This window comes from Rahnella ecdela, from assembly GCF_019049625.1.
Lineage (GTDB): Bacteria > Pseudomonadota > Gammaproteobacteria > Enterobacterales > Enterobacteriaceae > Rahnella > Rahnella ecdela.
In genome coordinates this window covers 47,569-61,916 of the sequence record NZ_JAFMOY010000119.1, presented here as the reverse complement: position 1 = coordinate 61,916, position 14,348 = coordinate 47,569, and the positions used below count along the sequence as shown (strand labels likewise).

The 14,348-nt window shown below is 52.2% G+C and carries 13 protein-coding genes; 5 read left to right on the top strand and 8 right to left on the bottom strand.

Annotated features, from left to right (window positions below; translation table 11 throughout):
* Window positions 1-22: 22 nt before the first annotated feature.
* The 7 genes from J1784_RS08175 to J1784_RS08145 form a co-directional block, all read right to left on the bottom strand.
* A complete protein-coding gene (locus J1784_RS08175; protein ID WP_217148774.1) occupies window positions 23-502 on the bottom strand; it encodes a PIN domain-containing protein in 480 nt (159 codons plus the stop codon).
* Entirely contained in the window at window positions 499-711 is a 213-nt protein-coding gene (locus J1784_RS08170; RefSeq protein ID WP_217148773.1) for a FitA-like ribbon-helix-helix domain-containing protein, read from the bottom strand. The genes J1784_RS08175 and J1784_RS08170 overlap by 4 nt, the downstream gene beginning before the upstream one ends.
* 102 nt (window positions 712-813) lie before the next feature.
* Window positions 814-2,436 carry a phosphoenolpyruvate carboxykinase (ATP) gene (gene pckA / locus J1784_RS08165; protein WP_217148772.1) on the bottom strand — a complete coding sequence of 541 codons (1,623 nt, stop codon included), beginning with the start codon at window positions 2,434-2,436 and terminating at the stop codon, window positions 814-816.
* A gap of 226 nt (window positions 2,437-2,662) precedes the next feature.
* The gene (gene hslO, locus J1784_RS08160) at window positions 2,663-3,547 is read right to left on the bottom strand and encodes an Hsp33 family molecular chaperone HslO (RefSeq protein ID WP_217148771.1); all 885 of its coding nucleotides are present in this window, start codon (window positions 3,545-3,547) and stop codon (window positions 2,663-2,665) included.
* Between the two features lie 22 nt (window positions 3,548-3,569).
* On the bottom strand, window positions 3,570-3,974 hold the full coding sequence (gene hslR, locus J1784_RS08155) for a ribosome-associated heat shock protein Hsp15 (protein WP_217148770.1): 405 nt from the start codon (window positions 3,972-3,974) through the stop codon (window positions 3,570-3,572).
* 24 nt (window positions 3,975-3,998) lie between these two features.
* Window positions 3,999-4,688 carry a GMP/IMP nucleotidase gene (gene yrfG, locus J1784_RS08150; protein ID WP_217148769.1) on the bottom strand — a complete coding sequence of 230 codons (690 nt, stop codon included), beginning with the start codon at window positions 4,686-4,688 and terminating at the stop codon, window positions 3,999-4,001.
* A gap of 121 nt (window positions 4,689-4,809) precedes the next feature.
* Window positions 4,810-6,951 (bottom strand): intracellular growth attenuator family protein, encoded by a 2,142-nt coding sequence (locus J1784_RS08145; RefSeq protein ID WP_217148768.1) that lies wholly within the window; start codon window positions 6,949-6,951, stop codon window positions 4,810-4,812.
* 442 nt (window positions 6,952-7,393) lie between these two features.
* On the opposite strand from J1784_RS08145, the gene nudE reads away from it, so the two are divergent.
* Window positions 7,394-7,951: an ADP compounds hydrolase NudE gene (gene nudE / locus J1784_RS08140; protein WP_217148767.1), complete on the top strand. Its 558-nt coding sequence runs from the start codon at window positions 7,394-7,396 to the stop codon at window positions 7,949-7,951.
* A gap of 74 nt (window positions 7,952-8,025) precedes the next feature.
* On the opposite strand, the gene mrcA is transcribed toward nudE, so the two are convergent.
* Complete coding sequence (mrcA, locus tag J1784_RS08135; protein ID WP_217148766.1) at window positions 8,026-10,581, bottom strand: peptidoglycan glycosyltransferase/peptidoglycan DD-transpeptidase MrcA; 2,556 nt, start codon at window positions 10,579-10,581, stop codon at window positions 8,026-8,028.
* Window positions 10,582-10,702: 121 nt separating this feature from the next.
* Between mrcA and pilM the strand changes: the two genes are divergently transcribed.
* Genes pilM through hofQ form a run of 4 tightly spaced genes read left to right on the top strand, consistent with a single transcriptional unit; the run spans window position 10,703 to window position 14,212 of the window.
* Window positions 10,703-11,536, top strand: a complete 834-nt coding sequence (gene pilM, locus J1784_RS08130; RefSeq protein WP_217148765.1) for a pilus assembly protein PilM — start codon at window positions 10,703-10,705, stop codon at window positions 11,534-11,536.
* Entirely contained in the window at window positions 11,536-12,099 is a 564-nt protein-coding gene (locus J1784_RS08125) for a PilN domain-containing protein (RefSeq protein ID WP_217148764.1), read from the top strand. Before pilM ends, J1784_RS08125 begins: the two co-directional genes overlap by 1 nt.
* Complete coding sequence (locus J1784_RS08120; RefSeq protein ID WP_217148763.1) at window positions 12,096-12,953, top strand: pilus assembly protein PilO; 858 nt, start codon at window positions 12,096-12,098, stop codon at window positions 12,951-12,953. Before J1784_RS08125 ends, J1784_RS08120 begins: the two co-directional genes overlap by 4 nt.
* On the top strand, window positions 12,953-14,212 hold the full coding sequence (hofQ, locus tag J1784_RS08115) for a DNA uptake porin HofQ (RefSeq protein WP_217148762.1): 1,260 nt from the start codon (window positions 12,953-12,955) through the stop codon (window positions 14,210-14,212). Before J1784_RS08120 ends, hofQ begins: the two co-directional genes overlap by 1 nt.
* Window positions 14,213-14,348 lie beyond the last annotated feature (136 nt).

Below are 14,348 nucleotides of genomic sequence, written 5' to 3'. Positions count from 1 at the left end.
CGTTCGGATGGCAACCCACAATTCAGCTCTTCCTGCTCATCACGTAATACTCTGCTGCTTCTTCCCGCCATCTCGGCGTATCCCCCGCATCCCATGGATTAATCAGTGCGACGGCTGTGTGGGTAAACATGTCTGCCTGATCCGTCGCCAGAGTCGCCTGGTGATGCAGACAAATAGCCGCGAGCTGAATGTCGCGTTCCGGCATCTCAATACTGGCTGCTTTGAGTGAGGCTGCTACTTGCGGGTAATACAGGGCGCTTGCCGCATCAAACGATAATAAACGACCGGCAAAATCATGATTGAGCATCTCCAGCAACGCTTGTGAAAGCGGGGCTTTTTGCTGATGCTCCGGCAATGCCTCAACCCAGGTGAACAGTGCCGCCACGCTCAGGCTGGTCAGGTACAGTTGTGTGGTGTCCTGCGCGTCCAGCCATTGCAGAACGTTCTTTTGTGGCCTGGGGTTGATCATCTCAAGAATGACGGAAGTGTTGAGAATAATCATTTGGGTGGCAGTTCCAGTGGCTCTGTAATCACGGTGGAAAAACGCTGGCGGAGCTGGCTGCCCAAACCAAAGTCAGGCTGAGTGGGGACTAACGCCTGTTTCAGGATTAAGCGCGCTTCTTCTTCCATCGAGTGGCCTTTTTTGGCCGCCGCGATACGCAGTAATTCCTTCACATCGTCATCGAGATTACGAACGGTAATAGTCGCCATATGAGGTTCCTCTGACAGCAATGCAGTCATTCTAAATGCCGCCTGACCGGTTGCAATAAAAAAGGCGCGGAAGCCCGCGCCTGATGGGGGATAAATGCCGGGCTACCGTTTTGGTCCGGCGCTGACTAATGCGGCACCTGCCGGTGTGTCGGTATATTTATCAAAGTTATCGATAAACAACTGCGCAAGATGCTCTGCCTTTTCCTGCCACTGTTCACGGCTGGCGTAAGTATTGCGCGGATCCAGAATATGAGCGTCGACGCCCGGCAGCTCAGTCGGAACTGCCAGGTTAAACATCGGCAGAGTGAACGTTTCGGCATCATCAATAGTGCCATCTAAAATGGCATTAATAATCGCACGAGTATTCTTAAGCGAAATGCGTTTGCCGGTGCCGTTCCAGCCGGTATTCACCAGATATGCCTGCGCGCCCGCGGCCTCCATACGTTTCACCAGGACTTGTGCGTATTGCGTCGGGTGCAGCATCAGGAATGCGGCACCGAAGCAGGCGGAGAATGTCGGGGTCGGTTCATTGACGCCACGCTCAGTGCCCGCCAGTTTGGCTGTAAAACCGGAAAGGAAATGATATTGCGTCTGCGAAGCCGTCAGGCGCGAAACCGGCGGCAGCACACCAAACGCATCAGCGGTCAGGAAAATCACTTTGCTGGCATGTCCGGCTTTGGAAACCGGCTTCACGATATTTTCAATATGATAAATCGGGTAAGAAACGCGGGTATTCTCGGTTTTGCTGCCATCATCAAAATCGATTTTGCCATCTTCGCTGACCATCACGTTTTCCAGCAAAGCATCGCGTTTGATGGCTTTGAAGATTTCCGGCTCGGCTTCTTTGCTGAGTTTGATGGTTTTTGCGTAGCAGCCGCCTTCAAAATTGAAGACGCCATCGTCGTCCCAGCCGTGCTCATCGTCGCCGATCAGTTTGCGTTTCGGATCCGTCGATAACGTGGTTTTACCTGTGCCAGAAAGCCCGAAGAATACCGCGACATCACCTTTTTCGCCGACATTAGCCGAACAATGCATGGACGCGATGCCCTGCAATGGCAGCAGATAATTCATGACGGCGAACATGCCTTTCTTCATTTCGCCGCCATACCACGAGCCGCCGATCAGCTGGATACGTTCGGTCAGGTTGAAGGCGATGAAATTTTCCGAATTCAGCCCCTGTTTCTGCCATTCAGGATTGGTGCATTTCGCCCCGTTCATCACGATGAAATCTGGTTCGAAGTTCTCCAGCTCACTTTCCGTCGGGCGGATGAACATGTTTTTGACGAAATGCGCCTGCCAGGCGACTTCGGTAATAAAGCGGACTTTCAGGCGGGAATCGGCGTTTGCGCCGCAGAAAGCATCAATGATAAACAGACGTTTGCCGGACAACTGCTTGCTCACCAGAGCCTTCAGTGATGTCCAGGTTTCCTGCGACATCGGCTTATTATCATTTTTGCCTTTGCCCTGATCAGACCACCACAGCGTATCGCAGGTGGTGTCATCGCGGACGATGTATTTATCTTTCGGCGAACGACCCGTAAAAATGCCGGTATCGACATTGACGGCACCCAGTTCTGTTACCTGCCCGCGCTCAAAGCCTTCGAGACCCGGCGCCGTCTCTTCGTTAAAAAGAGTTTCGTAATCAGGGTTATAGACGATTTCGCTATTCTGATGGATCCCATAAAGGGCGAGTTTTTCGGCGGTGATCCCGATAGTCGTAGGCATTTCCCTGCTCCTCACTGAACTTTGAATCCCTCGGTAGGGATAAATCAGTTGTTATTGTAGGTATTTATCGCGTTTTAACCGCGACAAGTCTCAAAGAATAACGGGAGATGTAAATGTTTTTCCAGAATTGTGATGAAAAACTCGAAAGGTATGCAAAAAGGTTATGTGAAGGAAATAAAAAAGGGACTTTTCGGTAAAAAGTCCCTCAGTTTTAAGTTGTTAACGATCAGTGAACGTGGTCATCACCGGAGTGAACATCTCCGCCAGCTTTCAGCGTCGCCATATCCATCGCGTCAAATTCATAGTCTGCACCGCAATAATCGCAGTGCATTTCAATTTTGCCATCAGCTTCCAGCATTTCGAGAATGTCTTCATCCGGCAGCGTCAGTAGCGCACCCGCACAGCGTTCACGCGAGCAGGTACAGCGGAAACACACTGCCTGCGGTTCGTACAATGTGACTTCTTCCTGATGATACAGGCGGTAAAGTACTTCGTTAGCCGGCAGGTTCAGCAGCTCTTCGGTCTTGATGGTGGTGGTCAGCTGCGCCAGATGGCTGAATTCTTCCGGGTCGGTATCTTCCGCGGGCAGAACCTGCAATAACATACCGCCTGCCGCTGGCTGGCCTTCCACTTCTCCGGTACGGATAAAGATACGGGTTGGTAGCTGCTCGGATTGCATGAAGTAGTTTTCCAGACACTCTGCCAGGTTCTCACCTTCCAGACCGACTACGCCCTGATAACGCTCGCCAACGGTCGGAGAAATGGTGATAACCATGTAACCGTTGCCGATCATTTCTTTCAGAGAGCTGCCTTCGGCGATGTCGCCTTGCAGACGCGCAATACCGCGCAATTCTTGTTTATTATTACCGTTAATCACGGCCAGTTTCAGCGGGCCATCGCCTTGCAGCTGTACGGTAATATCGCCGTCGAATTTCAGGGTCGCGGTCAGCAGACTGGTCGCCACCAGCATTTCGCCCAGCAGATTATGCACTTCTGCCGGATAGTCGTGACCGGCAACAATCTCCCGAAAGGTTTCTTTGAGCGAGACCAGTTCACCGCGAACGGCGTGATGATTGAACAGGTAGCGATGCAATTGGTCGTGATTAGACATAATTTTCTCTCTTTGTGGCGATTTATTCAGAATCGCCATATTTAAATTTGATCAGGGTCCGCCGTTCCTTTTTGTCCGGACGTCGGTCCGGATGCGGCATAGCATTCATTTTGCGTGCCTCGGAGATTTTCTCCCGGCTGGCAATGCTTGCGTCGGTTTCCTGATACAGTTTTTGTGCGTCTTCCGCGCTGCGGCGATGAGTGGTCAGCCCCAGAACGGTGATCGTTTTTGTGTCATTTCCCTGACGTAGCGTGATTTCGGCATTCAGTTCCATCAGCTTGCTGGGTTTCCCCCGCTGACCGTTGTAATGCACTTTGCCACCATCAATCATCTCGCGAGCCAGAGCGCGCGTCTTATAAAAACGAGCCGCCCACAGCCATTTATCGAGACGTACTGCATTATCGTCGTCGTCCGTTTTACCTTTCATCTAACTCCCCTGAACCTGCCGGAATTATTTAGCTGGGCCTGTTACGGGTTGAATCGAGGGCAACAGGCTACGGAAGTCATTAATGGAGGGATGGCCCTGAAATGACTTATCTGCCATGGTCGAATCCGGATTTTCTATACCCAGACAATAGCGGATACCGAAGGTTTTTGCCGCATTCAGGATGGGTTCACCGTCATCGACAAATAACGTGCGTTCAGGATCAAAGCCCGTTTGCTTTTGTACCGCAGACCACAACCGCTGATCTTCCTTCGGATAACCAAATGTGTGGGTGGAAAGTAATAAATCAAGGTGCTGGTCTAAACCGGTATGCTCGATTTTAACGGACAGACTGTGCGGATGCGCGTTGGTCAGCAAAATGGTCTGACGTCCGCTGTTACGCAGATGCGTCAGAAATGGCAGCGTATCATCACGCAGTTGCGCATTTTTGCCGATGTTAGTGGTCATCTGATAGATATCCATGTCCAACCGCTCACTCCAGTAATCAAAGCAATACCAGTTCATGGTGTGCTGCACCGCCAGATATTCGTCATGAATAACCTGACGGGCATTTTCAAGCGGAATAGACCGTTGCTGGCTGAGGGCTAAGGGCACATCCTGCAACCAGAACTGACTGTCGAACGCCAGATCCAGCAGCGTGCCGTCCATGTCCAGCAAAACGGTATCAATACAATTCCAGTTAAAATCAGGGGGCATGAAAACTCCATGTCCTGGCGGCTGAAGTGGTGCGGGCGCCGCAGGAGAGAAAAAGTAAAAGCAGGGAAGGGCATCAGGGTAGCACAATCTCACCGGGTGGCGCAGAGCCACCCGGTGGTTTTCAGCCCAGGGTACGCGGCATGACTGGCGTTAACGTCGGGTGGAAACACGAATTGTAGTGTTGCTGGATATCATCAATACGGCGCTTATCTTTTACGAAGCGGCGGATAAACATCACGCTGTTCACCAGCAAAATGCCGAACAACAGGAATAACAATAAGCTGGTACCCAGATAACGCCACAGCGTGGAAATATCCGGTTCACTGTGCAATGAAATATGACGGGTTCCGTTAGCGTCCACGCTGATACCGGTGATCACACCCTGCGCACTGAACGGGGTATGAAGCAGCAGAGTTGATAAATGTTGCAGCTGTTTCCACTGATCCTGCGGCGGATTTGCGTACAGCCCGACAGGTGGCACCGGCATCTCAATTAAATCGCGGCCTTCATCGTTACTGATTAAGAAACCGCCCGGTGGCGGGCTGTTCAGGCTGTCAGCGGCACGTCGGGTTTCCTGCATGAAGAACGATGAGGTGGCGTTATTCACCAGTTCACTCAGCGACTGCGCACTGACCGGTCGCAGCAGCACGTTGATACCCTGCAATGAACCCGCTTTCGCGCGCTTGACCAGTGAGTTCCAGTTGCTTGAGTTCCCCAGATTGACCAGTGCGTTTTTCAGACGTACGCAATCATTATTGTTTCCGCACAACGCTTCTGTTTTAAGCACGATATCGGCAAAATCATCCAGCAGGATCATGCCGGATTTCTCAATCGCGGTTGCCAGTTGCGGGTTGATATTTTGCTCCGGACTTTCGCCGGGGTGCATCTGATTATTCACAGTCGTCTGCAACGCCGTCGCCGCTTCAATGATTTCTGATTGCGGAACAGGCAGCGGCGTGGCGTTATTCCAGTAGATGGCTGAACAATCGAAAGGCATATAACCGGAGGCCGTACGGCTGGCTGACGGTGGCACATTACACATGCCGGTGCCCTGAACTTTCAGCGTATCGCCGACACGCAGCGTGGTTTTTTCCAGATCCTGAACGCTGTTAACCTGCGTACTTTGCGCGCCCTGAAGCCATGCGATGCTGAGTTTCAGCGGCAGACCGAGGGGGACATACACCAGTAATGCCAGCAGCAGAAGGAATGCGCTGGTGGCAAGCACCAGATTTTTTCCCCAAAGCTGTAGCGGGAATTTTTTGACCTCATCATGCAATGACAAAATGCTGCCCTGACGGACAACCTGGCTGTTCATATACACTTCGACATCGGTCGGCTGGCCCAAATCGCGACCAATATAGGGTTGCCAGTGCGGCGGATAAATCAGGTCGATAGCGCCGAGGGAAATATTGCTGATATCCCCTTGCTTGGATTCACCAAACAATCCCCAGCGTTTAGGCAAACCCCGCAGGCAATGGATTTCTTTACGGTTTTTACCAAAACGTTCAGCCACCACCCGCCAGATAACCCAGCCCGCCAGCGCTGCGGCAATCATCAGGATCCACGGAAGGAACATCACCGGACTTTGCAGCGTGATGAATAACAGCAGGAGAATACCCGACACGGCCAGCGCTTCTTTAACGCCGTTCGAACGGGTCAGGGCGCGTTCCTCGCGGGTTTCGCTGCGCACTTTTACCAGTTCGATATGTTCACTTTCTTCATGGCGTATCGACGCGTTTTGCGGCTGAGAAGGAATTACTGCTGAAACCGGCGCCGGACCTTCATAGACGTGATCGGCCAGAGTATGACCGTTGAGTGAAATCACCAGTGGCAGAGTCTGCGTTTTGATCAGCTCGACTTCGTTTTCCTGAGCGATGTACTGCTCCCAGAAAGGCGGCAGGTGAATTTCAGTCGCATCCAGGAAATAACGCCATTTGTTTGGGTCTTCGCTCGCCACGCCATAGCGGGTGATCGCGCGCTTCAGACTGTAAACATTTTCGCTTTTGGTGGTCAGCGTCAGTTTATCTTGCAGGATAATCAGATTATTACGGTGGGTGATCGGCGTCTGCCCGAGCCCTTCATGCTGGCGCAGGTAGCGTTCTACGGCATCACGTTCTTTCTGCGAAAGTTTGCGCTGACTCGGTGCGGAAAAACGCACGACAGATTCGTCGCGTTGGCGGCGGCGCAATACAAGCCAAAAATAAGACGCTGTGGCAATGATTGCGATACACAACAACACCAATGTCACGACAACTGTGCTCATCCGATCCCCGTTCAGACGTGGGTGACTTACGTCAACTCTGTGAAAGTATTATACATAAATGGAAAGCACATTCTGCGCGCGAGTGCCTTTAGGTAGGAATTTAATTATTATATGGCGGAATATTAAGCACAAAAAATACCACGGTTGAGGATACCTGCATTTAAGAACTGTCTGGTATCGGTATAATCCTATTTTGATGTGTCAGCGTTTTTGTTAAAGCAAAAATGTGACCAGCGTGAGCGTTCGGATGCTTTTTGCGCTTTTTATGCTGACTTTTTAGAGGCTTTTTGTGCAAAAAATGAGTGCGGGCTGAACCGGTTTGCAGTAAAGATTGCGATTCCGGCTCTCAATAACGCACAATGCTCACTGATAGCGGTCTTTAAACAGAACAACGAACCCATTAGAACACCTCTGGTCAGGTGAATAATAAGTTGGGGATGAAATGACACAACACCTGCAAAAACCGAAAATCACTAAGGTGGAAACCGTAGCACGTTCGCGTCTGTTCACCATCGAATCCGTTGATCTGACTTTCAGCAACGGCGCAGAGCGTGTTTACGAACGTATGCGGCCTTCAGATCGCGAAGCAGTGATGATTATTCCTGTCATTGATGATGAGCTGGTGTTAATCCAGGAATATGCTGTTGGCATCGAAAGCTACGAGCTGGGTTTTCCTAAAGGGCTGATTGATCCGGGCGAGAGCATTCTGGAGGCGGCTAACCGCGAATTAATGGAAGAAGTTGGCTTTGGTGCCCGACATTTTGATGTGCTGGCAAAACTGACAATGGCGCCTTCCTATTTTTCCAGCCGCATGAATATCGTCATTGCCAAAGACCTTTATCTGAAAAGTCTGGAAGGGGATGAGCCGGAACCATTGCCGCAAACCCGCTGGCCTGTTTCCCGCATGATGGAATTGCTGCAACATCCTGATTTTTGCGAAGCCCGCAACGTCAGCGCGTTGTTCCTTGCGCATGATTTTCTGACGCGTAATGTCCGCTGAATCCCTGATAAAACGCCATTAAAAAAGCCGGTCATGCTTTATGCAGACCGGCTTTTTGCTTTACAGCTTACGCATCAGAACAGTTCGTGTTCCTGGCCGTTATCCATGATGGTTGTCCCGACTTCATGCACCGCATGTTCTGTCGGCTGAGTTCCGTCGATGAAGTATTCCGGACGACTGTTACCGCCGCCGTCAGACAACTTACCGGTACTCTTATCGATAGTGACGGTCACCACGCCTGGTGGTGGCGTTTGTGGCTGCTCCGGTACGCCGTCCAGCACGGCTTTCATGTAATCATCCCAGGCTGGCTGAGCACTTTTCGCGCCGCCTTCCGCACCGGAAATCTGATCAGGGATCACGCCTGAAGCTGTTGAACGGCCCAAATCACGACGGTGATCGTCAAATCCAATCCAGACCGAGGTCACCACATTCGGGCCATAACCTGAGAACCACGCATCTTTCGAGCTGTTGGTCGTACCGGTTTTACCGCCGATGTCGTGGCGTTTCAGATCACGCCCTGCACGCCAGCCGGTTCCCATCCAGCCTGGTTCACCGTAGATGTTAGAGGTCAGCGCATCGCTTATCAGGAACGAAAGCGGTGTGCTGATCACGTGCGGCGCGTATTGCTGCGCGGCATCAACCTGCGGTGAGTTAGGAGGAACCTGCTCCAGTTGAGGAGTCGGAACGCTGGTATTGTTGCCGGTGGTCGATGTCGCAACGTTTTCTACGTTGTCATTGGACAGCACGGCTGATTTTTGTGTATCGCCGTAAATCACCGGAATATTGCAGGTGCGGCAGGCAATTTTAGGTTTCGTTTCAAACTGAACCTGACCGGATTCATCAACGATTTTAGTGATGAAATACGGATCGACCAGATAACCGCCGTTAGTCAGTGTGGCGTAACCACGCACAACCTGTAACGGGGTGAAAGAAGCCGAGCCCAGAGCCAGAGATTCGGAATGCACAATGTTAGACGCCGGGAAGCCGAAACGTTGCAGATATTCTGCCGCGTAATCCACACCCATCGCACGCATTGCACGCACCATCACCACGTTTTTAGACTCACCGAGACCCCGGCGTAAGCGGATCGGACCGTAATACGTTGGCGGTGAGTTCTTCGGACGCCAGTCTGTACCAGCACCGGCATCCCAGCGGGTAATCGGCATGTCATTGAGAATGGTCGCCAGCGTCAGGCCTTTGTCCATTGCTGCGGTATACAGGAACGGTTTGATGTTTGAACCGAGCTGACGCACTGCCTGATTCGCACGGTTGAATTTGCTCTGGTTAAAGTCAAAACCGCCGACCAGTGCTTCAATCGCACCGTCATTTGGATTAAGCGAAACGATAGCTGAGTTGACGTCAGGAACCTGCGCCAGCCACCAGACATCGCCTACTTTACGTACCCAAATTTGCTGACCTGGGCGCACCACGTCAGACACTTTTTTCGGCGTCGCACCCTGAGCATTGTCGTTACGGTAAGGACGTGCCCAACGCATGCCACTGAACGGCAGGCTTATCACCGCCCGGTTAGACATGGTCGCCGTCGCCTGTGCGTCATCCGTTGCCGTGATAACAGCAGGGAACAGCGGGCCATAGACCGGCAGCGTTTTCAGCGACTGAACAATTTTGTCCTGATCCCATGCGGGTTCGCCCACTTTCCACAACTCGTTAGACGGGCCGCGATAGCCGTGGCGCATATCGTAGTTCAGAACGTTGGTACGCAGGGCTTCCTGCGCGGCCAGCTGAGTTTTCTTAGTAATGGTGGTGTAAACCATGTAGCCATCGTTATATGCGTTATCGCCATAACGTTTCACCATTTCCTGGCGCACCATTTCAGTCAGATACGGCGCAGAGAATTCGATGTGCGGGGCGTGATAATTCGCCACCAGCGGTTCAGCGCGTGCCTGATCATACTGCGCCTGCGTGATGTATTTTTCGTCCAGCATACGGGCCAGCACGGTATTGCGGCGCGCTAACGAACGGTCATGTGAATACAACGGGTTAAAGGTTGACGGCGCTTTTGGCAGACCGGCAATCACCGCCATTTCACTCAGTGTTAACTGGCTGACATCTTTACCGAAATAAACCTGTGCAGAAGCACCCACGCCATAGGCACGGTAACCGAGATAAATCTTGTTGAGGTACAGTTCGAGGATTTCATCTTTGGACATCATCTGCTCAATGCGGATGGCCAAAAACGCTTCTTTAATTTTACGGGTCAGCGTGCGTTCTGGACTTAAGAAGAAGTTACGGGCCAGCTGCTGAGTAATGGTACTCGCACCCTGTGAGGCGTGGCCAGACACCAGCGCAACGGAAGCCGCACGGAAAATACCGATAGGATCCACGCCGTGGTGTTCATAGAAACGACTGTCTTCGGTCGCAATAAACGCATGCACCATCTCCGGTGGGATCTGGTCGAGTTTCAACGGAATACGACGTTTTTCGCCGTATTGGGCGATCAAATCGCCATCCGCGCTGAAGACCTGCATAGGAGTTTGCAGGCGCACGTCTTTGAGAGTGGCAACATCGGGTAACTGAGGCTCGATATATTTATACAAACCGAAGATCGAGGCGGCTCCCAGCAAAATGCAACACACTGCAAGAATCAATAAATACTTTACGAACTTCACCTGAGATTTCCCATTAAGTGTCAATTGGGCAGTTTATAAACAACCGCGCGGTAGTATAAAGGCAAGCCAGCAACATGGATACGTTCTTTTATTTACCTGACGATATGGAGATTGGGCGAAAATGCGACTACAAGCATGGCAGGTAGGTCTGGATATTCAAGCCGGTTTTGCCCGTGCGATCGCCGTTCAGCGGCGGCGGCATGGCTGGCAATTACGTCACTGGTGGCAGCATCCGCTGCCTTCCTTCACATTGCGGGAGGGGATATTACATGAGACCACGCAACTGATCGCCATTTTATCGTGCTGGCGAAAAACGCTTCCGACGACATTTTCTCTGCGAATTACCCTTCCTGCACAACGCATTATGCAGCAACGGATGGCGGCGCCGGATGCCCGTCTACGCGAACCGGCCCGCAGTGCCTTCATCTTAGCTCATGCGGCAAAACAGTTTCCGCTGGGCATGGAACATCTGATGATGGACTACCGCGCGGATCCCCACGGCGACAATCAGGTGGTAGTCACGGCGGCCAGACAACAGGAAATCCAGCAGTGGATGGAATGTCTGTCTCAGGCGCGGCTTTATCCGGATGCCATTGAACTGACCCCCTGCGCACTTCAGGTTGCGGCCTTTGCTGCCGGCCTTCCGGGAGATGCGCTGCTGGTGCATCCGCTTGATGACGCATTCCTCTGGGCCTCTCCGCACAGTTTGCCCTTTCAGTTTGGTTTTTCTGATACCGCACCACAAGACGTGTCGCTGTCAGAACGCATCCGCCAGCAATATCGTGCGGCGGCGCTATGCCACAGCGAGTGTTTTTTCAGCGGAATGTCTCCGCCTGCGGCGATGCAATGCTGGTCACCTCTGAGTGCCATTGCGCAGTTATCTGCGCCGCTGCCCGCCAATCCGGGTGATTTTGCGCCCGCAGTCGGGCTGGCTCTGCGACAGGACGACTGCTAATGCTGCAGGTGAATTTATTGCCGTGGCGCAGACTTCGCCTGCAGCGCAGAACCCGATACTGGCTAAGGATGTTTATCTGTTTTCCGGCTGTCATCTTGATCGTCTTTCTGACGTTTGCTGCTTTTCTCGCTCAGGAACGGGCCCTGCTGCAACTGCATTTATCGGCACTGAATACTTCCGTTCAGGTTTTCTCACGACAGCAGCGGGATGTGAACACGGCAGATGAGCAGGTAAAAGCTCTGCAGGCGCAGCGTCTGGCCGCTCTTAAGCGACTGAAGCGGAGTCAGGATTATCTTCAGTTACTGGAATTAGTGGCCGCACAGATACCGGCAGACGTGCGGCTGACTGAAATAACGGAGCATCAGGAAGCGCTGACGTTTAAAGGAGAAGGGCGCTTTTATCACGATATTTTATCTTTCCGCGACGTGCTGGCTGCCAGCGGTTTGCTGGACAAAGTCAGTCTTTCAGATGTTCAGCAACAGCCAGACCAGATGCTGAGCTTTGTGATGAAAACCCGGTTTCAGTCAGCCCGTCCGGTGGCGGAGCAGGAGAAAGCGCCATGATGATGTTTTTGTCAGAACGTCTTGAGCCGCTGATGGAAAAACCGGCCTGGCAAAGAGCGCTAACGCTGGTCGCCGGTATGCTGGCACTGATCTTGTTGCTGTATGTCTTTGTGCTTCGCGGACTGTGGCAGCAACAGGATGCGCTGACGCGGGCGATTGCAGTCGCACAGCGCAACGTTTTTCAGTCGCAGGCGGCGTTACTGAGTCAGCACCCGCTGAGCGTACTGAGGCAGGAAATTCAAAGCAATGTTGCTCTTGCAAGAGAGAGTTTGCCGCTGGCGCAACAATTTGCTCAGCCGCTGAAAGATGCCGGAGCAGAACTGCTTCACTGGACGCCAGCCGTGCAGACGAAAACAGCAGAACAGGGAATGCTGGATTTGCAGCTGACTTTTACCGGTCTGACGCGATTTCTTTATGCGTTGCTGCAACGTCCGGAACATCCTACGTTCAGTGAGCCGGATATCAGGGTGACGGCCTCTGGTATAAAAGCATCGCTTCTGCTGACACAAACCACCGGTACAGACGAATTCGCAGATTCATCTTCAAACGCTGCAGCCGGTAGGGATCCGTTTTCACCTCTGGCTTCCTCAACGTGTCCCGGAGTTTCTGCGATGTCTGAATGGATCCTGAGCGGAGTTTCGCAGGCGAATGGCAGGCAATCCGGCTGGCTGCTGTCGTCTGATGGTCAGTGGACAAAAGTCGAGGCAGGTAATCAGGTGGGAACTCCGGCATGGACGGTCGAAACCCTGAACGCGTCTCAGGCAGAACTCAGTCTCAGCGAGCCACAATGCGGTTTACAGCGTCAGACTCTACAGTTAGGTAAGAAAATTGATTCTCCACGGAAAGGAAAATAATGAAATATATTAATCATAAAGTGACGCTTATTCTGCTGTGCTTATGCCTCAGTCCGGTTAACGCGGCCCCTGCGCTTATCTCTCTTGAGTTTCCGTCATCGCCGGTCTGCCTGGTTTTGCAGGCACTGGCGGATTCCCGGCAGCTTAATCTGGTCACTGCTCCGGGTGTGGAAGGGCAAATCAGCGTGAAGCTCAAAGAGGTTCCGTGGCAGCAGGCGCTTGATATTATCCTAAAAATGAGCCATCTCACCAGTGAATTACAGGGCAACGTTTTACTGGTATCGCCGGTCGCTGACCCGCTGGTTGAGCGACAAAAAATGGAAGATGCCGCCGAGCAACAGGCACTGAACAGCCCGATCATCAGCATGACCGTGCCGCTCCAGTATGCCGATGCCAAAGAAACTGCGCAGAGCCTGAATGCCCAAAAAGGGTCACTGCTCTCGGTAAAGGGCAATGCTTCGGCCGATACTCGTACGAATACGTTGTTATTACGCGATACACAGGAGGCGCTGGACGTAGTTGCGCCCTGGGTAAAAGAAATGGATTTCCCGCTACAGCAGGTGCAACTGGCGGCGCATATCGTGACGATGAACAGTGAAAGCCTGCGTGAGTTAGGCGTGCAATGGGGTTTCAACGGTGATGAGCCGATCACCAAAGCTGTACGTATGAACAATTTCAGTATGGGCATGCCGGTAGAAAATCCGATATTTACGGCGGGCTTTAATCTGGCGCATATCAGCGGACGGATCCTCGATCTGGAACTGACCGCCCTTGAGCAGGAAGATAAGGTGGATATCATCGCCAGCCCGCGTCTGCTGACGGCGCACATGCAAACGGCCAGTATCAAGCAGGGTACCGAAATTCCTTATCAGGTTTCCAGCGGTGCCAGCGGCAGCACGTCGATTGAATTCAAAGAAGCAGTGCTCGGCATGGAAGTGACACCGAAAATCTTGCGTGACGGGCGCATTCAGATGGCGTTACAGATAAGCCAGAACATGCCGGGAAGAAGTATCAAACAGTCAGAAGGCGAGGCGCTGGCTATCGACAAGCAGGAAATTAAAACTCAGGTGACGGTCAAGGACGGGGAAACCATTGTGCTCGGCGGGATATTCCAGCGTAAAAATCAAAAAACAGATACCAAAGTGCCGGTGCTGGGCGATATTCCTGTGGTCGGTTCCTTGTTTAAACATCAGTACACAAATGAACAGCGGCGCGAGTTGGTGATTTTCATCACTCCGACCCTAATCCACACACAGTAGGTGGGTATTCTGACTTAACGTAAATTGCACAATAACGTTGAGCGCATGCAACTTTTTGTGTCGCAAGAGGCTTCTGCGTTTGACGCTGCCGTCGATTTAGCTTACAAGGGTTACCGAATTGAGCACCGTGATCTTT